Annotated in this window: 21 protein-coding genes; 9 read left to right on the forward strand and 12 right to left on the reverse strand. The window is 72.4% G+C overall.

Going from position 1 to position 19,463, the window contains the following annotated elements:
- Positions 1 to 8: 8 nt before the first annotated feature.
- Genes ACIPSJ_RS50155 through ACIPSJ_RS50185 form a run of 7 tightly spaced genes read right to left on the reverse strand, consistent with a single transcriptional unit; the run spans position 9 to position 7,104 of the window.
- On the reverse strand, positions 9 to 338 hold the full coding sequence (locus ACIPSJ_RS50155; RefSeq protein WP_401356810.1) for a hypothetical protein: 330 nt from the start codon (positions 336 to 338) through the stop codon (positions 9 to 11).
- Positions 304 to 699 (reverse strand): hypothetical protein, encoded by a 396-nt coding sequence (locus ACIPSJ_RS50160; protein ID WP_362596547.1) that lies wholly within the window; start codon positions 697 to 699, stop codon positions 304 to 306. The genes ACIPSJ_RS50155 and ACIPSJ_RS50160 overlap by 35 nt, the downstream gene beginning before the upstream one ends.
- Entirely contained in the window at positions 696 to 1,403 is a 708-nt protein-coding gene (locus ACIPSJ_RS50165) for an ABC transporter ATP-binding protein (protein ID WP_401356814.1), read from the reverse strand. Before ACIPSJ_RS50165 ends, ACIPSJ_RS50160 begins: the two co-directional genes overlap by 4 nt.
- Positions 1,400 to 2,110 (reverse strand): ABC transporter ATP-binding protein, encoded by a 711-nt coding sequence (locus ACIPSJ_RS50170; RefSeq protein ID WP_401356816.1) that lies wholly within the window; start codon positions 2,108 to 2,110, stop codon positions 1,400 to 1,402. Before ACIPSJ_RS50170 ends, ACIPSJ_RS50165 begins: the two co-directional genes overlap by 4 nt.
- A complete protein-coding gene (locus ACIPSJ_RS50175; RefSeq protein WP_401356819.1) occupies positions 2,091 to 4,202 on the reverse strand; it encodes an ABC transporter permease in 2,112 nt (703 codons plus the stop codon). The genes ACIPSJ_RS50170 and ACIPSJ_RS50175 overlap by 20 nt, the downstream gene beginning before the upstream one ends.
- A gap of 12 nt (positions 4,203 to 4,214) precedes the next feature.
- Complete coding sequence (locus ACIPSJ_RS50180; RefSeq protein WP_401356822.1) at positions 4,215 to 5,603, reverse strand: ABC transporter substrate-binding protein; 1,389 nt, start codon at positions 5,601 to 5,603, stop codon at positions 4,215 to 4,217.
- Between the two features lie 46 nt (positions 5,604 to 5,649).
- On the reverse strand, positions 5,650 to 7,104 hold the full coding sequence (locus tag ACIPSJ_RS50185) for an aldehyde dehydrogenase family protein (protein ID WP_401356825.1): 1,455 nt from the start codon (positions 7,102 to 7,104) through the stop codon (positions 5,650 to 5,652).
- Positions 7,105 to 7,380: 276 nt separating this feature from the next.
- Between ACIPSJ_RS50185 and ACIPSJ_RS50190 the strand changes: the two genes are divergently transcribed.
- The 4 genes from ACIPSJ_RS50190 to ACIPSJ_RS50205 are packed head-to-tail and all read left to right on the forward strand — an operon-like array spanning position 7,381 to position 10,244.
- Positions 7,381 to 7,953, forward strand: coding sequence for a carboxymuconolactone decarboxylase family protein (locus ACIPSJ_RS50190; RefSeq protein ID WP_401356828.1), 573 nt, complete (start codon positions 7,381 to 7,383; stop codon positions 7,951 to 7,953).
- A complete protein-coding gene (locus tag ACIPSJ_RS50195; RefSeq protein ID WP_359223809.1) occupies positions 7,943 to 8,368 on the forward strand; it encodes a nuclear transport factor 2 family protein in 426 nt (141 codons plus the stop codon). The genes ACIPSJ_RS50190 and ACIPSJ_RS50195 overlap by 11 nt, the downstream gene beginning before the upstream one ends.
- Positions 8,365 to 9,474 carry an acyl-CoA dehydrogenase family protein gene (locus ACIPSJ_RS50200; protein ID WP_401356832.1) on the forward strand — a complete coding sequence of 370 codons (1,110 nt, stop codon included), beginning with the start codon at positions 8,365 to 8,367 and terminating at the stop codon, positions 9,472 to 9,474. The genes ACIPSJ_RS50195 and ACIPSJ_RS50200 overlap by 4 nt, the downstream gene beginning before the upstream one ends.
- A 2-nt stretch (positions 9,475 to 9,476) precedes the next feature.
- On the forward strand, positions 9,477 to 10,244 hold the full coding sequence (locus ACIPSJ_RS50205; RefSeq protein ID WP_401356835.1) for an acyl-CoA dehydrogenase family protein: 768 nt from the start codon (positions 9,477 to 9,479) through the stop codon (positions 10,242 to 10,244).
- A gap of 96 nt (positions 10,245 to 10,340) precedes the next feature.
- On the opposite strand, the gene ACIPSJ_RS50210 is transcribed toward ACIPSJ_RS50205, so the two are convergent.
- Positions 10,341 to 11,048 (reverse strand): SDR family oxidoreductase, encoded by a 708-nt coding sequence (locus ACIPSJ_RS50210; RefSeq protein WP_365695211.1) that lies wholly within the window; start codon positions 11,046 to 11,048, stop codon positions 10,341 to 10,343.
- Between the two features lie 101 nt (positions 11,049 to 11,149).
- On the opposite strand from ACIPSJ_RS50210, the gene ACIPSJ_RS50215 reads away from it, so the two are divergent.
- Together ACIPSJ_RS50215 and ACIPSJ_RS50220 are read left to right on the forward strand one after the other, a co-directional pair.
- Positions 11,150 to 11,995, forward strand: a complete 846-nt coding sequence (locus ACIPSJ_RS50215; protein WP_401356839.1) for a helix-turn-helix domain-containing protein — start codon at positions 11,150 to 11,152, stop codon at positions 11,993 to 11,995.
- A gap of 27 nt (positions 11,996 to 12,022) precedes the next feature.
- The gene (locus ACIPSJ_RS50220; RefSeq protein ID WP_359223800.1) at positions 12,023 to 12,490 is read left to right on the forward strand and encodes a VOC family protein; all 468 of its coding nucleotides are present in this window, start codon (positions 12,023 to 12,025) and stop codon (positions 12,488 to 12,490) included.
- A 13-nt stretch (positions 12,491 to 12,503) separates the two neighbouring features.
- On the opposite strand, the gene ACIPSJ_RS50225 is transcribed toward ACIPSJ_RS50220, so the two are convergent.
- Genes ACIPSJ_RS50225 through ACIPSJ_RS50235 form a run of 3 tightly spaced genes read right to left on the reverse strand, consistent with a single transcriptional unit; the run spans position 12,504 to position 15,470 of the window.
- Positions 12,504 to 13,286, reverse strand: a complete 783-nt coding sequence (locus tag ACIPSJ_RS50225; protein WP_393799330.1) for an enoyl-CoA hydratase — start codon at positions 13,284 to 13,286, stop codon at positions 12,504 to 12,506.
- Positions 13,287 to 13,296: 10 nt separating this feature from the next.
- Positions 13,297 to 14,472 (reverse strand): acyl-CoA dehydrogenase family protein, encoded by a 1,176-nt coding sequence (locus ACIPSJ_RS50230; protein ID WP_401356841.1) that lies wholly within the window; start codon positions 14,470 to 14,472, stop codon positions 13,297 to 13,299.
- Positions 14,469 to 15,470: an acyl-CoA dehydrogenase family protein gene (locus tag ACIPSJ_RS50235; RefSeq protein ID WP_401356843.1), complete on the reverse strand. Its 1,002-nt coding sequence runs from the start codon at positions 15,468 to 15,470 to the stop codon at positions 14,469 to 14,471. Before ACIPSJ_RS50235 ends, ACIPSJ_RS50230 begins: the two co-directional genes overlap by 4 nt.
- Positions 15,471 to 15,596: 126 nt before the next feature.
- Between ACIPSJ_RS50235 and ACIPSJ_RS50240 the strand changes: the two genes are divergently transcribed.
- From ACIPSJ_RS50240 to ACIPSJ_RS50250, 3 genes are read left to right on the forward strand one after another with little or no spacing between them, the layout of a single operon-like run.
- Complete coding sequence (locus ACIPSJ_RS50240; RefSeq protein ID WP_401356845.1) at positions 15,597 to 16,268, forward strand: TetR/AcrR family transcriptional regulator; 672 nt, start codon at positions 15,597 to 15,599, stop codon at positions 16,266 to 16,268.
- A 53-nt stretch (positions 16,269 to 16,321) separates the two neighbouring features.
- Positions 16,322 to 17,152 carry an acyl-CoA thioesterase domain-containing protein gene (locus ACIPSJ_RS50245; protein ID WP_359223790.1) on the forward strand — a complete coding sequence of 277 codons (831 nt, stop codon included), beginning with the start codon at positions 16,322 to 16,324 and terminating at the stop codon, positions 17,150 to 17,152.
- A complete protein-coding gene (locus ACIPSJ_RS50250) occupies positions 17,149 to 18,180 on the forward strand; it encodes a dihydrodipicolinate reductase (protein WP_401356848.1) in 1,032 nt (343 codons plus the stop codon). Before ACIPSJ_RS50245 ends, ACIPSJ_RS50250 begins: the two co-directional genes overlap by 4 nt.
- A gap of 69 nt (positions 18,181 to 18,249) precedes the next feature.
- On the opposite strand, the gene ACIPSJ_RS50255 is transcribed toward ACIPSJ_RS50250, so the two are convergent.
- Complete coding sequence (locus tag ACIPSJ_RS50255; protein WP_359223786.1) at positions 18,250 to 19,404, reverse strand: thiolase family protein; 1,155 nt, start codon at positions 19,402 to 19,404, stop codon at positions 18,250 to 18,252.
- Positions 19,405 to 19,463 lie beyond the last annotated feature (59 nt).

The raw sequence follows: 19,463 nt of genomic DNA on the forward strand, positions 1-19,463 counted from the left end.
GGTGCGGGTCAGTCCGAGGCGGGGAGGGGTTTTGCCGCCTTGAGGGTCATGGGGACGCCCGCGCAGGCGAGTTCGCCGGTGCCGGGGCTGGTGCAGAGCAGTTCGAGGGTGCCGTCGGCGTCGGTGTAGCGCTTGCCGAGGAGGGTGACGGGGTCGCCCGTCGTGGTCGTGGCGGGCGGGGGCGGGGGCGGGGCGGTGGATGCGGGGACCATGGGGGCGCCGCCGCAGGTCAGGGCGGACAGCGCGGCGGCCGGGGCGCGGACCACGACCACGCGGGTGGCGCACACCGTGCTGGCGAGCTGGTCACCGGGGCGCAGCGTCGGTGCTGGTGAGGTCATGGTGCGGGTCCCTTTCGGACAGGCGGTCGGCGAGCACGGCGAGGTCGTAGGACTGGCGGGCCATCCAGAACCGCAGGAAGCCGGTGAGCGAGTAGCGCAGGAACAGCGCGGCGCCGACGACCGTCCCGGCGATGCCGCCGAGGCCGAGGGCGAGGGCGTCGCGCTGGTCGAGCGGGTTCTGGGTGTTGTGCGACACGAAGTACGCCGACACCGCGAGGACCAGGCCGACGGCCATCAGGGCGGCGCCGAGGCGCAGCCAGAGGCCCGCGCGGGCGGCGGCCGGGTCGGGGATCCGGAGGTCGGCCAGCTCGCGGACGAAGCGGTCCGCACGGGAGTCGGTGGGCGGCTCGGTGGGTGTCATGCGGAGCTCCCGAGGTAGAGGGCGGACAGTTCGTCGCGCAGCCCGCCGTCGGGGCGGCCCTGGCGTTCGACGCGGCCGCGCACGAGGACGGCGGCGTGGTCGGCGATGCCGAGGACGGCGGCGGCGAACTGCTCGACGACCAGGACGGCGACGCCCTGCCGGGCGATCTCGGCGACCTGTTCGTAGAGCCGGGAGACGACCAGCGGGGCGAGTCCCATGGAGAGTTCGTCGAGGAGCAGCACGGCCGGGTCGGTGGCCAGGCCCCGGGCGAGGGCGAGCATCTGCTGCTCGCCGCCGGAGAGCGTCCCCGCCGCCTGGCCCGGCCGCTTGCCGAGGACCGGGAAGCGGGCGTAGGCGATCTCCTCGATCTCCGCGCGGGTGCGGCCGGTGAAGGTCATCATGAGGAGGTTGTCGCGGACCGAGAGGCTGGGGAAGACCCCGCGTCCCTCGGGGATGAGGCAGACCCCGGCCCGGGCCAGGTCGCGGGGGTCGGCGCCGGTCATGTCCCGCCCGCCGAGCAGGAGTTGCCCGGAGAGCGGCGGATGGAGTCCGGCGGCGACGTGCAGCGTGGTGGTCTTTCCGGCGCCGTTCGGGCCGAGCAGCGCGACGACCTGCCCGGCGCCGACACTCAGGGCGACGCCGTGCAGGACGGTGATGCCCTCGTGGGCGGCGCGCACGGCGCGCAGTTCGAGCAGAGCGTTCACACGTCCCCCAGGTAGGCCGCGAGCACCGTCTCGTCGTTGCGGATCACCTCGGGCGGTCCTACGGCGATGACCTTGCCCAGGTCGAGTACGTACACCTCGTCGCAGACGCCCATGACCAGCCCCATGTCGTGTTCGACCAGGACGACGGCGGTGCCGTCTGCGGCGAGCGAGCGCAGCAGGGCCGCGAACCGTTCGGTCTCCTCGCCGTCCTGCCCGGCGGCGGGCTCGTCGAGGAGCAGCAGCGCGGGCCGTACGGCCAGGGCGCGGCCGACCTCGACCAGGCGGGCGACGCCGGTGGGGAGGTTGTCGGCGCGGGTGTCGGCGATGCCGGTCAGGCCGAGCCGGTCGAGCAGTTCGTCGGCCAGGGCTGCCGCCCGCCGTCGTCCGGGGCCGAGTTCCGCGGCGACGAGGAGGTTGTCGCGGACGCTCAACCGGCCGAAGGGTTCGAGGCGTTGGAAGGTGCGGGCCAGCCCGTGCCGGCAGCGGCGGGCGGGTCCGAGGCGGGTGACGTCCCGGCCGTCGAGGGCGACCCGGCCCGCCGAGGGCCGGCGCAGTCCGGAGACGACGTCGAACAGGGTGCTCTTTCCGGCCCCGTTGGGTCCGATGAGGCCGGTGATCCGGCCCCGGTCGGCGCTCATGGCGACCCCGTCCAGGGCGCGGTTGCCGCCGAAGGAGACGGTGACGCCGCTAACGTCCAGCAGTGGCACGGACCAGCACCTCCCCGTCCTCGGGACGCCAGGGGCGGCGTACGCCCCACCACTCGACCGGCACGTCCTGCTCGGTCTCCGGCTGCCTGCGGGCGGCGGCCCAGGCGCGCAGCGCGAACCCCACGACCAGCGAGCCGATCAGGAACGTCCAGCCGTCGATCGCGCCGGTCAGCCGCAGCACCCAGCCCAGGGCCAGGGCGGCCAGCAGGACGGGCAGGGCGGCCGGGTCCCGGCCGAGGGGCTCCCACTGCCGGCGGAACCTGGCCCCGATCCCCTCGGGGCTGTGTCCGAGCCCCATTCCCGCCAGGGCGGGCAGCAGGGCGACGATGTTCTGCGTCCAGGAGGCCATGCCGGTCAGGATGTTGGGGCCGAGGTAGGCGGTGCCGGTGAACAGGCCGGTGCCGACCGCGCCGAGGCCGCCGATGACGGCGACGAGGAAGATCGGCAGTCCGGCGACGAGGTTGAACTGCTCGGCGGTGATGGCGCGTTGCTGCATGCCGTAGAGGGCGCCGCCGAGTCCGGCGATGCCCGACGACAGGGCGAACACGGCGACCTTGGTCAGCAGCAGGTTGCCGCCGAGTGTCGCGTAGGCCGCCTCGCTGTCCCGCAGGGCGATCAGACGCCGTCCGAAGCCGCCGCGGCGCAGCCACGCGACCGCGAGGGAGGCGAGGCCGAGGCAGACGGCGGCGAGGACGGTCAGGTCGGCGGCGGAGTCGAGATGCCATCCGAACAGGTCGGGCCCGCTCATGTCGACCGAGCCCTGGTCGAAGAGCGAGATACGCAGACCGAAGAGGTGGAAGGCGGGCAGGGTGAAGATCCACCGGTCGAGGATCACCGCGAACGCCGCCGTTCCCAGCGCCAGGTACACACCGGAGAACCGCAGTGCGGGCACCGCGATCAGCGCCCCGGCGGCCCCGGCGACGGCGATCGCCGCGGCCAGCGCCCACAGTTCGCCGTGGGTGCCGAGGTGTCCCCAGACGACGGCGCCGATGCCGGCCATGCTCAGCTGGCACAGCGAGATCTGCCCGGCGTACCCGGCGAGCGGCACGTAGGACAGGGCGACGACGCCGAGCGAGAAGATCGGTCCGTAGGTGACGAGGTCGGCCTCGTCCAGCACCGTGGCCAGGACCACGGCGAACGCGACGGTGGCGGCGGCGAAGACGGCGGTGCCGCGCAGGCCGGGCGCCGGGACCTGGACCAGCCGGCGGTCGCGGTGGCGCAGTCGGGGATGGCGGAAGAGGAGCAGGGCGAGGAAGAGGAGCAGGGCCGGGGCGGCCAGCCGCAGGCCGGGCAGGTAGGGGTTCTGCGGGAGGTAGCCGGTGAGGTAGCTCTCCATGCAGCCGACGACGACCGCGCCGGCGAAGGTGAGCGGCAGGCTGCGCAGCCGGCCGAAGACGGCGGCGGTGTAGGCACTGACGATCAGGAGGGAGAGCTGGGAGGCGTCCAGGGCGACGGTCGGGGCGATCAGGATGCCGCCGATCGCGGCCAGTTGGGTGCCGAGGATCCAGGCGACGCGACCGGCCCTGACCGGGTCGGCGCCGGTGAGCCGGGCGAGGGCGCGGTCGTCGACGGTGGCCCGCATCTCGGCGCCGGTGCGGGTGCGGGTCAGCAGGAACCACAGGACGGCGGCGACCGCCACCGCTACGGCCATGGTGAGCGCCTGGTGCCAGGTGACGGTGGCCGGGCCGAGGTGCAGGGGCTTCTCGTCGGCGAAGAACACCGTCAGCGGGCGGGGGACGTTGGGGTCCCAGATCCAGCGGGCGGCGGCGATGGCGCCGCTGAGCAGCGCCACCGTCATCACCAGGCGTTCGGCCTCGCCGAGCCGTTGCACGGGCCGCATCAGGACCCGTTCGACGGCGAGGCCGAACCCGGGGGCCAGTACCAGGAGCACCACCGCCAGGGCCACCGGGACGGGCCAGCCCCAGCCGACGGTGAACTGCCAGTAGCAGAACGCCGCCAGCATGCCCGCCGCCCCGTGCGCGAAGTTGAACACGCCGGTGGTGACGTAGGTGAGCACCAGGCCGCTGCCGATCACCGCGTAGACGGCTGCGGTGCTCAGGCCGACGATCCCGAAGGTGAGGAACTGCTCCATCTGCTTCAGCCTCTACTTCACATCGCTCATGCTCTTGCCGACGTCGGCGAGGGTGAGGGGCTTGCCGTAGGCGCCCTTGAACTTGTAGGTGGGCGCGTCGCAGCGGTAGGCCCCGGTGTTCGGTGCGAAGTCGGCCGACTGCCAGCCCTTGGACGTGGCCTTCTCGACGTTGAAGCACTTCAGCGGGGCGTCGGCCTGGGTCAGGTCGACGGGGGCGAGCAGTCCGCCGCCGGTCCACGCGCTCTCCTTGCGGGCCGCCTCGTAGACGCACGCGCGGGTGAGCTGGTCGCCGCAGGAGGAGGCCGCCTTGGCGAACAGCAGCCAGGCCGCGAAGCCGCGTACGCCGGGCATGGTGGGCTGCGCGTCGGGGGCGTACTTCTTGTACAGGGAGACGAGTTGCCCGGTCGCCGGGTTGTCGGCGGCCTTCTCCAGCGGGTAGACGCCGCTGAGGTCGGCGAAGTTGTTCTGGTAGTCGAGTGACTTGCCCGCCAGTTGCAGGAAGGGCGCGCCGTAGGCGTTGTTGTTGGCGTCGATCCAGTCCAGCTTGTAGTCCATGCCGGTGAGGATCTGCTCCAGCTTGGCGAGGCTCGCGAAGTCCCCGAGGAACACCAGGCCCTTGACGCCCTTGCTCTTGATGGCCTGCGCGTAGGGCGTCCAGTCGGAGACCCCGGCGGCCGGGTACAGGTCGTGGTACGTGATCTTCGCGCCGGAGGCCTTGAGGCTCTCCTGGGCGCGGGCGTCGATGACCTTGCTGACCGCGGCGTCGCCCGCGATGGTGCCGACGGCGCCCGCGGACTTGGGGTAGGCGGTCTTGAGCAGCCACTGGTAGTAGCCGGGGTAGCGGTCGTAGGACGCGCCGCCCGTCTCGTTGAGCTGAAGGTCGGAGCCCTGGTTCTGGATCTGGCTGACCTGGGCGGGGAAGTCGGGCAGCAGGCACTTGAGCCGGTCCTGCACGCCGAGGGCGTCCAGCGCCGCGCCGCCGCCGACGAGCGCGAAGTCCGACTGGCAGGCCTCCAGCATCCGCTGGCGGACCTCCATCAGCTTGGAGTCGCGGGTGGTGGCGACGAGCTTGCGGCCGTCGATGCCGCCGGCCGCGTTGCACCAGGAGGTGAACACCTTGGCGGCGTCCACGAATTCGGAGTTCTTGGTGAAGCCGACGTCGGAGAAGACGCCGAGCTTGATGGTGTCGGCGGTGACGCCCTGGGTGGGCGCGCTCTTGGCGTCGCCGGGTCCGCAGACGTTCTTCAGGTCGCCGAAGTCGCCGCCCGCGGCCTGCTGGGCGGCCTTGGTGGGGGTGGCGTCGCCGTCGCCCGACGTGCCGGCGCTGTCGTGGCCACCGCATCCGGCGACGGCGAACAGCGCCGCCGCCGCGAGGGCGGCGGGGATTGCCTGGACTCTCACGGGGTTCCTCCTCGGTGGTGTTCCCCGGGCTGCTGCGTGCCGCCGGTCAGTCGGCCGGCACGGCGAAGGTCTTGAGCTCGAGGAACTCCTCGAGGCCCGCGACGCCCATCTCCCGGCCGATGCCGGACTGCTTGAACCCGCCGAACGGGGCGTCGGCGGCGAAGTAGTTGCCGCCGTTGATGCTGAAGGTGCCGCTGCGGATCCGGCGGGCCACGGCGGTCGCCCGCTCGGCGTCGGCGCCGAGCACCGCGCCGGACAGCCCGTACACCGAGTCGTTGGCGATCCGGACGGCGTGGTCCTCGTCGTCGTAGGCGATGACGGCGAGCACCGGTCCGAAGACCTCCTCCTGGGCGATCTCGGCGGCCGGGTCGACGCCCGCGAGCAGGGTGGGCTCGTAGAAGAAGCCCTCCCCGTCGACGGGACGGCCGCCGGTCACCAGGCGGGCGCCGGCGGCGACGGCCCGCTCGACCATGCCGTGCACCTTGGCCCGCTGCTTCTCGCTGATCAGGGGGCCCATGTGGGTCTTGGGGTCGGCCGGGTCGCCGTACCGGACCTTGCCGAGCATGGCGGCGACCAGGCCGACGATCTCGTCGTGCTTCTCCCGTGGGACCAGCAGGCGTGAGGTGAGGGCGCAGCCCTGGCCGGAGTGCGAGCAGATGGTGAAGGCGGCGAACATGGCCGCGTTCGCGAGGTCGGCGTCGTCGAGCAGGATCATCGCGGACTTGCCGCCGAGCTCCAGGAAGACCCGCTTCAGGGTGGCGGAGGCGGCGGCCATGATCGCCTTGCCGACCGGGGTCGACCCGGTGAAGGTGATCATGTCGATGCCGGGGTGGGTGGTGAGCAGTTCGCCGGTCTCGGGTCCTGACGAGGTCAGGACGTTGACGACACCCGGGGGGATGCCGGTCTCCTCGGCGATGATCCGGCCGAGCGCCAGGGTCGTCCACGGGGTGTCCGGTGCGCCTTTGAGGACGACCGTGCAGCCCGCGGCGAGCGCGGGGGCGAGCTTGGCCAGGGCCAGCTGGTTGGGGAAGTTGTACGGCAGGATGGCCGCGACGACTCCGGCGGCCTCCTTCTCGATCCACCGGCGGTGCCGCCGCCCCCGGCTCTCCAGGACGGGCAACTCCTCGCGGAAGGAGTGGCGTTCGAGGAGATCCGCGTAGTACTTGACCATCTCGATCGGCTCGTCGAGCTGGGGTCCGTGGGTGAGGGAGCGGGGTGCGCCCACCTCGGCGATGGTCAGGTCGCGCAGTTCCTCGCGGTGCGTGTGCAGCGCGTCGTACAGGCTGCGCAGGCAGCGCAGCCGCAGCTCGCGGTCGCGCATCCAGTCGGTGGTGTCGAACGCGCGGCGGGCGCCCGCCACCGCCGCCTCGACATGACCGGTGTCCGCGTCGGATGCCGTCCCCAGCACCTTCCCGGTGGACGGATCGACGGTCTCGAACGTGCGCTCCGCGCGCACGAGCCGCCCGTCGATCAACAGCCGGTCCTCATGGAAAAGACTCACGGCTCCCCATCTCTTCTGGGTGTCACAGGTCCTGCCTGCCTTGGCCCTGCCTGCGGTGGAAAGTAGCTTCTCATTAGATGAGAAGCAACCATCCACACAGGAGAATTGGGCAATCACACGGGAGCGGGAGGAATCATGCCCGGTCAGGACGGAGGAGCGGCGACCGCCGGGCCCGAAGGGCCGCGCCCAACGGTTGACGCCGCCGCGACGCGGGTGAAAATCTGAAACTCGCATCCGAGAATCCCATTCTCGGAAGACTCTGCCGAGGGAGCCCGCATGCCGCCTCGCCTGCCTCCGCTGCCGGACGACCAGTGGGACGACCGGACCCGTGAGGTGCTCGCCGCCCTGCTCCCCCGGCGCATGCGCAACGCCGAGGCGGCCGGCAACGCGATGTCCACACTCGTCCGCCACCCCGACCTGACCGCGGCCTTCCTCCCCTTCAGCACGTACCTCCTGGCCGGCTCCACCCTCCCGGAACGGCTGCGCGAGCTGGTCGTCCTGCGGGTCGCGCGGCGCCGGGACTGCGCGTACGAGTGGGCCCACCACGTCCTCGCCGCCCAGCAGTGCGGTCTCACCGAGGCCGAGGTCGAGGCCGCGGGCCAGGGCAAGGCGGACGATCCGCTGGAGAGCACGGTGCTCCGGGCCGTCGACGAACTGGAGGACGGCTCGGACATGTCGGACGGCACCTGGGCCGCGCTCGCGGAGCACCTCGACGAACGCCAGCTGATGGACCTGGTGTTCACCGTCGGGACGTACGCCCTCATGGCGACGGCCTTCAACACCTTCGGCATCCGGCCCGAACACGACGCGCGCGAGCGTGCGGAAAGGAGGCGGGCCCGTGACCACTGACGAGACCACCGCCGACCTCGTCGAGATCCAGCAGCTCCTCGCCCGCTACGCGGTGACCATCACCCGAGGTGACCTCGACGGGCTGCTCGCGGTCTTCACCCCCGACGGCAGCTACAGCGCGTTCGGCGACACCTACCCCCTCGCGGAGTTCCCCGCGCTCGTCGCGGCGGCCCCCAAGGGGCTGTTCCTCACCGGTACACCCGCCGTCGAGCTGTCGGGCGACACGGCGACCGGCACCCAGCCGCTCTGCTTCGTCGAGCAGACCACGCACGAGATGCGCATCGGCTACTACAACGACACCTACGTCCGCACCGCCGACGGCTGGCGGCTGCGCACCCGGGCCATGACCTTCATCCGGCGCAGCGGCGCCCACGACTCGGGGCGCCCGCACGCGTTCGGGCGCCCGGCGGTATGAGCCCGTTCACCACGGCGGCGGAGTTCCGCACCGCCCTGCGCGCCTGGCTGGACGAGCACGACCTCACGCCCGGCCCCGACCACTCACTCGACGCGCAGGTCGCCCAGCTGGCGCGGGTCCGCCGGGCCCTGTTCGAGGCGGGCTGGATGCGGTACGGCTGGCCGGAGGAGGTCGGCGGCCTCGGCGGACCGGCGGTCCTGCGGGCGGTGCTCGGCGAGGAGGTCGCCACCCGCGGCCTCGCCGAGCCCGGTATCTACTCGATGGTCGAGGTCCTCACCCCGACCCTCGTCTCCTACGCCCGCCCCGAACTGGCCGCGGACATGGTCCCGTTGCTGCTGAGCGGCCGGGAGCAGTGGTGCCAGGGCTTCTCCGAGCCGGGCTCGGGCAGCGACCTGGCCTCCCTGACCACCCGGGCCGTGCCCCGGGACGACGTCTGGGTGATCAGCGGGCAGAAGGTGTGGACGAGCCTCGCCCAGTACGCGGCACGCTGTGTCCTGCTCACCCGCACCGCCCCCGGCCACGACGGGATCACCGCGTTCTTCGTCGACATGGACACCCCCGGCATCACCGTGCGGCCGTTGCGTACGATGCACGGCGTCGACGAGTTCGCCGAGGTCTTCTTCGACGAGGTCGTCGTGCCCGCCGACCGGATGCTGGGCCGCCCCGGCGACGGCTGGCGGCTCGCGATGGACCTGCTCCCGCACGAGCGCTCCACCTGCTTCTGGCACCGGGTCGCCCACCTCTACACCCGCCTCGACCGCCTCCTGGACGAGACCGACGCGACGGACGACGCGGACGACACGGCCCTGGGCGCCGCCTACCTGGCCCTGCACACCGTCCGCTGCCGCTCGCACGCCACCCAGCACCGGCTCGCCACGGGCGCCCGGCTCGGCCCGGAGACCTCGGTCGACAAGGTGCTGCTGGCCACCGCCGAGCAGCAACTCTTCGAGACGGTACGGGACTTGCTGCCCGGGGTCCTGGAACTGACCGACTCGCCCTGGCGGTCGGAGTACCTCTACGCGAAGGCCGCCACCCTCTACGGCGGCACCGCCGAGATCCAGCGCAACATCATCGCCCGCCGGCTCCTCGACCTGGGGAGGGAGTGACCGTGGACCCCGCCGAGCTGGAGCTGCTGACGCAGACGCTCCGCAAGACGATGACGACCACCGCCCCGGGCCCGGCCCTGGACGCGGCGCTGGCCGGGCTGGGCTGGCGCGAGCTGCTGGCCGAGTTCCCGGGTCCGGCCGTCGCGACGGTGTTCCGGCTGCTGGGCGAGACGGGGGCGCACGCCTCGGCGCTCACGGACGTCGTGGGCTCGGCGACGCTGCCGTATACGGGCGGCCGGTGGGTGGTGTGGGAGTACGGAGCCGCCGCGCCGGGTGCCGGGCTGGACGAGGAGCTGCCCCTGCGGCCGGTCACGGCGCCCGCGGGCGATCCCGTCGCGCTCGCCGCCGGCCGGCGGGCGGTCGGCTGGTGGCTGCTCGGCACCGGCCACACCATGCTGGCGCTCGCCCGGGGGCACGCCCTGGACCGGGTCCAGTTCGGCCGTCCGCTCGCCGCGTTCCAGGCGGTACGGCACCGGCTCGCGGAGACCCTGGTGGCGCTGGAGGGCGCCGAGGCCGTCCTCGCGGCGGCCGAGGACGACCTGGGCGCGCTGCTGGCCAAGGCGGCGGCCGGGCAGGCGGCGCTGACCGCGGCCCGGCACTGCCAGCAGGTGCTGGGCGGGATCGGCTTCACCGCCGAGCACCCGCTGCACCGGCATGTCCGCCGGGCCGTCGTCCTCGACGGACTCCTCGGCAGCGCCCGGGAGTTGACGCGTGAGGCCGGGGCGCTGGTGCGCTCACGCGGCACCGCGCCCCGGCTGGTTCAGCTGTGACTCACCGGGGTGTCCGCCCGGGTCGGTCGCGATTCACCGGAGCAGGCGCCCCGGTCGGTCGCGCATCACCGAAGCGGCCGGCCCGTCGGTCGCGGTTCACCAGGGCAGTCGTCCGTTGACGTCGAAGTAGCCGCCGGTCGGGCCGTCCGGGCCGATCTGCGCCATCCGCACGATGATCTCGGCGCCCTGCTCGACGGTCTGCGTGCCTGTGTTGCCGTTCAGGTCCGTCTTGGTGAAGCCGGGCTCGACGGAGTTGATCCGCAGCGCCGGGAACGCCTTCGCGAACTGCACGGTCAGCATGTTGACCGCCGTCTTGGACGTCGGATAGGCGATGCCGGGGTAGAAGTGCGCGGGGTGGTCGGGGTCGGACAGAGCCGTCAGCGAGGCCAGACCGCTGCTGACGTTGACCACGACCGGCGCGGCCGAGCGCTGCAGCAGGGGCAGGAAGGCGTGCAGGACGCGGACGACACCGAAGACGTTGGTCTCGAAGGTGTTGCGCATCAGGTCGGCGGTGACCGTCTCGGCCGTGGGCACGCTGTTGTCCGGGGTCCGGCTCTCGATCCCGGCGTTGTTGATCAGGACGTCGAGCCCGCCGTCGGCCGCGACGGTCTTGGCCGCGGCCTCGACGGAGGCGTCGTCGGTGACGTCGAGCAGGACGAACCGGGCGCCCAGCTCCTCCGCGGCCCGGCGTCCGCGCTCGGCGTCCCTGGCTCCCACGTACACGGTGTGACCTGCGGCGATGAGCTGGCGGGCGGTCTCGTACCCGATGCCCTTGTTGGCTCCGGTGATCAGTGTTGTCGTCATGTCTCCACCCTGCGCCCCGGCCACCCGGTCAGCCAGCAGACCCTTCTTCCTGGGACTGCCGGTACCAGGCACGGCGGCGGCCGACGGTGTTGACTGGGGGCATGACGGCCACGGAACTGGGGCAGGCGCTGCGGCGCTGGCGGGACCGCGTCGCCCCGGACGCGGCGGGGCTGCCGCCCGGCGGCCGGCGGCGCGCGGCCGGGCTGCGGCGCGAGGAGCTGGCGCTGCTGGCCGGGATCTCGGTCGACTACGTGACGCGCCTCGAACAGGGCCGGGCGGCCAATCCGTCCGTGCAGGTCGTCGAGGCACTGGCCCGGGCGCTACGGCTCTCCGCCGACGAGCGGACCTACCTCTTCGGGGTGGCGGGGCTGGTGCCGCCGGGTCCTGACATGGTGCCCGGGTACATCACGCCCAGCGTGCAGCGGCTCCTCGACCGGCTGTCCGGCACCCCGGTGGCGGTCTCCGACGCGGCCATGACGCTGCTGGTGGCCAACCCGCTGTACGGGGCACTGATGGGTGACCCGTCCCAGCTGCGCGGCTTCCAGCGCAACGGCGCCTGGCGGAACTTCCTGGGCTGGCCGACCCGGGTACGGCACACCCCGCGGGAGCGGCGCGACTTCGAGACCGGCATGGTCGCCGAGCTGCGCGCCACTGCGGCCCGCTATCCCGGGGACCGCCAACTGCGGCGGCTGATCGCCGAGTTGCGCGCCGGGAGCGAGCGGTTCGCCGAGCTGTGGGACGCGGGGGTCGTCGGCCGCCTGGAGGCCTCGCGCAAGACGATCGAGCACCCGCAGGTGGGGCTGCTCACCCTGGACTGCGACCAGCTCCGGGTGGAGGAGCACGACCTGCACATCCTCGTGTACTCGGCCGAGCCCGGCACCGAGGACGCCGAGAAACTGGCGCTGATCTCGGTGCTCGGCACCCAGAGCCTTGCGCCCGGCCCCTGACGGTTCAGCAGAACAGGAGTGATCGCGATGCCCATGCCGCCCCACCCGCCGAGGAACCCGTCGAGCCCCTTCGCCTCCTTCGGCGGTCACCATGTGGGTATCCGCGTCCCCGACTACGACGCGGCGAAGGCCTGGTACACGGAGAAGCTGGACTTCCGTGTGCTCCAGGAGTGGCCCTACGGCGAGCTGAAGCTCGCGTACCTCTGCCCGCCCGACGACGACACCTTCCACGTGGAACTTCTGGCCGGCCCGGTGCCCTTCCCGAACGAGGTCCTCGACGATCTCGGAGTCAGCCTCCAGCACGGCGGCTACCAGCACATCTGCGTCCATGTCGACGATGTCGACGCGGTCCGCGCGGAGCTCGCCCGCCGTGGTGTGGACCTGGTCGGTGAGCCTTTCGAGATCGAGGACATCAGCCGTCGGCTGGCGTTCTTCCGCGACCCGTGGGGCAACATGATCGAACTCTCCCAGAAGCTGCCCGGCGCCGGTTCCTAGACGCTCCCCGGTTCTAACGGAGCTTCTCCTTCATCTCGTCCAGCTTCGCCAGGATCGGATACCCGCTGACGCTCAGCGCGTTGCCGTGGCCGGTCTGGTGGATGTCGAAGACGGACTGGATCGCCGCGTAGAAGCCCTGGACGTCCAGGGTCTGGTTCACGGCGCGTTTGGCCTGGCGCAGGCCGAAGGCGGGCATCGCGGCGATCCGCTCGGCGAGTTCCCGGGTGGCCGTGTCCAACTCCGCGCGCGGGACGACCCGGTTGACCATGCCGACCCGCTCCGCCTCCTCGGCGGTCAGCGGGCGGCCGGTGAACAGGATCTCCTTGGCCTTGCGGGGGCCCAACTCCCAGGTGTGGCCGTGGTATTCGACTCCGCCGATGCCCATGGTGACGACCGGGTCGGAGAAGAGGGCGTCCTCGGCGGCCACGATCAGGTCGCAGGGCCAGCACAGCATCAGCCCGCCGGCGATGCAGCGGCCCTGCACGGCGGCGATCGACGGCTTGGGGGTGTTGCGCCAGCGCAGCGTGTACTCCAGGTAGCGGCGGTTCTCGGCGCGGTAGATCCACTCCAGGGTGATCTCGTCGGGGCCGGGCCAGCGGTCCTTGAGGTCGTGTCCGGCGGAGAAGTGCTTCCCCTCGGCGCGCACCACGATGACCTTCACGTCCGGGTCCTCGGCGGCCCGGGTCCAGGCCGCGTCGAGTTCGTCGAGGAGCGCGGCGTTCTGGGCGTTGGCGACCTCGGGGCGGTTGAGGGTGAGGGTGGCGATGGAGTCCTTCACCTCGTACAGGATGTGCACGGACGTCTCCTCAGCGTCGGGGCAGACCGAGCACGCGCTCGGCGATGATCGTGCGCTGGATCTCGGACGTGCCGCCGGCGATGGTGCCGCCGAAGCTGCGGGCGAAGCGGTTGAACCAGCTGGCGGAGTCGTCGTCGAAGCTCATGTGGAAGTAGGGCGCGGTCCGTGCCGGGTGGTCCAGGCCGTCCGGTCCTGACGCCTCCAGGACGTGCTCCAGGGCGTGCTGGGCCGCCTCGGAGCCGAACACCTTCAGCACGGACAGCGCGGGCACGTCCTGTTCGCCGCGGGCGGCGCGGGCTAGTGCGGCCGAGCCGAGCAGTCGTAGCGCCTGGAGGTCCATGACCAGGGTGGCGTACCAGTCCCGCTGTACGGCGCCGGTGGGCCGGAAGTCCCGTACGACGGCCTCCAGCCGCTCGGCCTCGCCGAGCCACATCAGGGTGCGCTCGTGCCCGAGGGAGCCGTTCGCGACCCGCCAGCCCTGGTTGAGGGGGCCGACGAGGTTCTCGGCGGGGACCCGGACGTCGTCGAGGTAGACCTCGTTGAAGTCCCGGTCGTCGGGGCTGGTGTAGGAGGCGAAGGGGCGGCGGGTCACGCCGGGGGTGTCGGTGGGGATCAGCAGGACGCTGATGCCCTTGTGCTTGGGGGCGTCCGGGTCGGTGCGGACGAAGGCGAGGAGGACGTCGGCGTCGTGGGCGCCGGACGTCCAGACCTTCTGGCCGTTGACGGTGAAGTGGTCGCCGTCGAGGTCGGCGCGGGTGCGCAGGGAGGCGAGGTCGGAACCGGCGCCGGGCTCGCTCATGCCGAGCGCGGCGGTGAGTTCGGCGCGCAGGATGGGCACGGCCCAGCGGCGCTTCTGCTCCTCGGTGCCGAAGGTGAGCAGGGAGGCGGCGATGATGCCGACGCCCTGCGGGTTGAAGCTGTGACAGATCCGGCGCCGGGACAGTTCCTCGCGATGGACGTACTGCTGGACGACGGTGGCGTTCCGGCCGCCGAACTCGGGCGGGTTGCCGGGCAGCAGCCAGCCCTCGTCGAACTGGAGGCGCTGCCAGCGTCTGGCCCACTCGGGCAGGTGCGCGGTGGAGCGGGAGCGCTCGGCGGCCTCGGCCTCGGTCGGCAGGTTCGCCTCCAGGAAGGCCACGAACTCGGCCCGGAAGGCCTCCACTTCGGCGTCGAAGGACAGTCTCATGCGATCTCCTCCGCGACCGCGTGCTCGGCGATGAACGCCCGGTGTTCGGCGGCCCCGCCCAGCATCAGCTCGCCCGCCTTGGCCCGTTTGACCGCGAACTGCAGGTCGTTCTCCCAGGTGTGCCCCATCGCGCCGAACAGCTGCACGGCGTTGCGGAACACCAGGGCCTGGCACTCCCCCGCCGACGCCTTGGCCATCGAGGCGGCCAGGCGGCGGCGCGGGTCGTCCTCGGCGATGGTGAGGGCGGCGAAGTAGGCGAGGGCGCGGGCCCGTTCGACCGCCACGTGCATGTCGGCCGCCTTGTGCTGGACGGCCTGGAAGGAGCCGATGGGCGCGTCGAACTGCCGTCGGCCGCGCACGTGGTCGAGCACCAGGTCCAGGGCGCGGCGGCAGGCGCCGACCATGGTCAGGGCCATGCCGGTGAGCGCGATGTCCCGGGCGCTGTCCGGATCCGCCCCGCCACGGTCGCTTCCGCCCACCCCGACCCGTTCGAAGGTGACGTCGGCGAGGTGCAGGACGGGGTCGAGGACCGGGGTGCGTACGGCGCTCGCCGCGGCGGCCGGTACGACGAAGACGCCCGCGTCGGTGACCACGGCGAAGTGGTCGGCTCGGTCGCCGTCCAGTACGTGGCGGGCGGTGCCGTCGAGGACCCAGCCGCCGTCGGCGGGCCGCGCGGTGACGCCTTCGTAGACGGCCGTGCCGGACTGGCCGGGGTCGCCGAACCCGGGGGCGAGCGGGGCGAACCGGGTGAGCGTCGCCAGGTAGGGCGTGGGGTCGGTGGCCCGGCCCAGCTCCTCCAGGACGATCGCCAGTTCGACCGCGTCGGCCGGGTCGGTCAGCTCGGTCCAGCCGAGGTCCGCGTACGCGCGCCACAGCGGGGACGGGTTGGCGCCGTCGTCCGCGACGGCCCGCACCAGCGCGGGCGGGCACTCCTTGAGGACGGCCTTGTGCACGGTGTCCTGCCACAGCCGTTGCTCGGCGTCGAACTCGAACAGCATCCGAATGGCCTCCCGGCGATGAGAATGCAATTCTCTTCAGATGGAATTCGAAGTCTCCTCCAGATCTCCGATGGTGTCCAGACTGGATACAGATGCTTGTCGGTGGGCTGCAGTAATGTTCTCCTCATGGCACAGAAGGCGGAGCAGCCCGTGAGCACACCGACCGAGGAACCGGCCTGGAAGCAGCGCGCGGTCGAGCGTTCCACCCAGGCGGCGAAACGCCGGGCGGAGCAGAGGGTGGAGCGGTTCCTCGACGCGGCCCAGGCGATCATGGCGGAGAAGGGCACGACCGACTTCACCGTGCAGGAGGTCGTCGACCGGTCCAAGCAGTCGCTGCGCAGCTTCTACCAGCACTTCGACGGCAAGCACGAGTTGCTGCTCGCCCTGTTCGAGGACGCGATGAGCAAGTCCGCCGACCAGTTGCGGACGATCGCGGCCGAGCAGTCCGCCCCGCTGGACCGGCTCAGGGTGGTCGTCCAGGAGCTGTTCGAGAGCTCACGCCCCGACCTGACCGGCCGGCAGCGCCCGTTGTTCAGCGACTTCGCGCTGCGCCTGCTGGTCTCGCACCCGGCCGAGATGCGGGTGGCGAACGCGCCCCTGCTGACGCTGTTCACCGACCTCATGCAGGAGCTGGAGGACGCGCACCTGCTCCGCGAGGGCTTCAAGCCCAAGCGGGTGGCGGCGCTGACCATGCAGACCGTCATGTTCAACGCCCAGTCGAGCGGCCAGGACGCGGCCCACCCGCTGACCGCGGACGAGATCTGGGACTACTGCGCCAACGGGATCACCAGCGACTGAGCCGAGCGAGAGCGCCATTCTCATATCTGGATAGTGGGACTACCCTCACGGGCATGCCACTTGCCGTGAGTGAACTCTGGGACGACCTTCGGCACTGCCTCGACCTCCGGGGGCACGACGAGAAGACCGGCCCCGTCTACGAGGCGGGCAACCAACGACTCGGCTACCACCGCCTGTTCGGCGGGCAGTTGCTGGCCCAGTTCGTCCGGGCGGCTCAACTGAGCTGCCCGGGCAAGGGCGTCAAGTCCCTGCACGCGCTGTTCGCGCGGGCGGGCCGGCCGGAGGAACCCGTCCGCTACGAGGTGGAGCGCCACCACGACGGCGGTTCCTTCGCCGCGCTGACCATCGTCGCCCGGCAGTCGAAGGGCGTGGTGGCCACCGCTTCGGTGTCCCTGCACATCCCGGAGGACGGCCCGGCCCGGCAGACGGTCGCGCCCGTGCCCGCCCCGCCCGGCCCCGGACACCGCACGGATCTCCACCCGATCCCCTGGGAGACGCGGGCCGCCACCGACCTGGACACCCCGGTCGCCGAACCGCCCGAGTACGACGTGTGGATGCGCCTCCCGGCCGACGGTGCGGCGGAACTGGCTCCGGCGCTCACCGCCTACGCCACCGACCTGACCCTCATCGGCACCGCCCTGCGCCCCCTGGCCGGTGTCACCCAGCACGACTCGGGCAAGGCGTTCACCTCCGCCGTCACCTCGCACACGGTCTGGTTCCACCGCCCGTTCGGCGCCGACGCCTGGCTGCTGCTGCGCCAGCACAGCCCGGTCCTCGCGCACGGCCGTTGCTTCGGCCGGGGCGACGTCCTGACCGAGGACGGCTCCCTCGTCGCGTCCTACGCCCAGGAGGCCCTGCTGCGCTTCACCGGGGAGCCGGCATGAGGCCGTACCGGGTCGTCCAGTGGGCCACCGGCACCATCGGCGCCCGCTCACTGCGTGGGATCATCGAACACCCCGGCCTCACGCTGGCCGGCGTGTACGTCCACTCCCCGGCCAAAGCGGGCCGCGACGCGGGCGAGTTGTGCGGAACCGGCCCGACCGGGATCACCGCGACCCACGACGTCGGGAACATCCTCTCCCTGGGCGCCGACTGCGTGCTCTACGCGCCGCTCACCTGCGATGTCGACGAGGTGTGCCGACTGCTGGCGTCGGGTGCGAACGTGGTGACCACGCGCGGCGAGTTCCATCACCCGGGGAGCATGGATCCCGACGTACGCGGGCGGGTCGAGGAGGCGTGCGCGCGGGGTGGCAGCTCGATCCACAGCACGGGCAGCAGTCCCGGGTTCATCACCGAGGCGGTGCCGCTCGTGCTGACGTCCCTGGCGCGGCGCCTCGACGGCCTGACCATCGACGAGTACGCCGACCTGTCCCGACGCCCCTCCCCCGAGCTGCTGTTCGGGGTGATGGGCTTCGGCGTGGCACCGGAGGCGTTCGACGAGCGACGGCTGTCCGGAGCCCGTACCAGCTTCGGTCCGTCGCTGCGGCTGGTCGCGGACGCGCTGGGGCTTCCTCTCGACTCCCTTGAGGCTTCCGGCGAGTTGGCGACCGCGCGCCGCCCGGTCCGCATCGCCGCGGGCGAGTTGGCCGCCGGCACGGTCGCGGCCCAGCGGCTCGTGGTGACCGGGGTGCGGGCGGGCCGTCCGCTGCTCCGCTTCCGGGCCACCTGGTACTGCACCAGGGACCTCGATCCGGCCTGGGACCTGGGGGACACGGGCTGGCATCTCTCGGTCGAGGGCGACGCCCCGCTGGAGGTCGGCATCCGGCTGCCGGTGCCGCTCGACCGGATGGCCGAGGTGTCACCGGCGTACACGGCCAACCGCGCGGTCAACGCCGTGCCGGTGGTGTGCGAGGCGGCACCGGGGATCCGTACGACGCTCGATCTGCCGCAGATCACGGCGGCACTGGCGTGACCCGCCGGAGCAGCGCCGCGGCACCGACATGACCCGCACGCCGGAGCAGCGCCGCCCCCGCTGCCGGTGTCAGGGCGCCGGTACCTCCACCACCATCGCCGACCCCATCCCGCCCCCGGCGCACATGGACGCGACGCCGATCCCGCCGCCCCGGCGGCGCAGTTCGTGCACGAGCGTGACGAGCATGCGGGCGCCGGTGGCGGCGACGGGGTGGCCGAGGGAGCAGCCGCTGCCGTTGACGTTGACCCGGTCGGGGTCGAGGTCGAGGAGGCGGACGGCGGCCACGGTCACCGAGGCGAAGGCCTCGTTGATCTCGTAGAGGTCGACGTCCGCGGTGGTGAGGCCGGCGCGGGCGAGCGCCTTCGGGATGACCTTGACGGGTGAGAGCCCGGTCTCCGCGGGGTCCACGCCGACGGACGCCCAGGACCGTACGGTGGCCAGCGCGGGCAGGCCCTGGGCGGTCGCCGTCGCCTCGCTCGCGACGACCAGGGCCGCCGCCCCGTCGTTGCCTCCGCAGGCGTTGCCCGCGGTGATGCTGAAGCCGTCGATCTCCGGGTGCAGCGGCTTGAGGGCGGCGAGCTTCTCCAACGAGGTGTCGCGGCGGGGGTGTTCGTCGACCGCGAACCGGCCGTGCGGGGTGTCGACGGGCACGGTCTCGGCGTCGAACCGGCCCTCGTCGATGGCGCGTACGGCGTTGCGGTGCGAGCGCAGCGCCCAGGCGTCCATCTCCTCGCGGCTGATACCGGCGCGCTGGGCGACGTTCCAACCGATGGTGATCGACATGTCGTTGTTGGGGGCGTCAGGGCGGTCGGGGTGGGTGGGCGGCATCCAGGGCTCGACCCAGGCGCCGTCGACGCGGAAGGCCGATTTCGGGGCCGTGGAGGCGGAGTTGACGCCTCCCGCGATCACGAGTTCGTCCATCCCGGCGCGGATGCTCGCGGCGGCGTCGGCGACGGCGGCCAGGCCGGCGGCGCAGTGCCGGTTGACGGCCGCCCCCGGGATCCCGGTGAGGCCGGTGGTGAGGGCGGCGTGCCGGGCGAGGACGCCGCCGCCGTAGAGGCCCTCGCCGAGGATGACGTCGTCGACGCGGTCCGGGTCGAGCCCGGCCGCGGCGGCCCCGACGATGTGGTGGGCCAGTTCGAAGGCGGTGGTGTCGCGCAGGGTCCCCTTGCGGGCGGTGCCGACGGGGGTGCGCAGGGCGGACACGATGACTGCCTCGGGCATGGAGGTCTCCAACTCGGCGGGCCGGACAGGGATCTCAGCACACTGCGAGAATGCTACTC

It is taken from the genome of Streptomyces sp. NPDC090088 (assembly GCF_044747345.1).
In the GTDB taxonomy this organism is placed as follows: Bacteria; Actinomycetota; Actinomycetes; order Streptomycetales; family Streptomycetaceae; genus Streptomyces.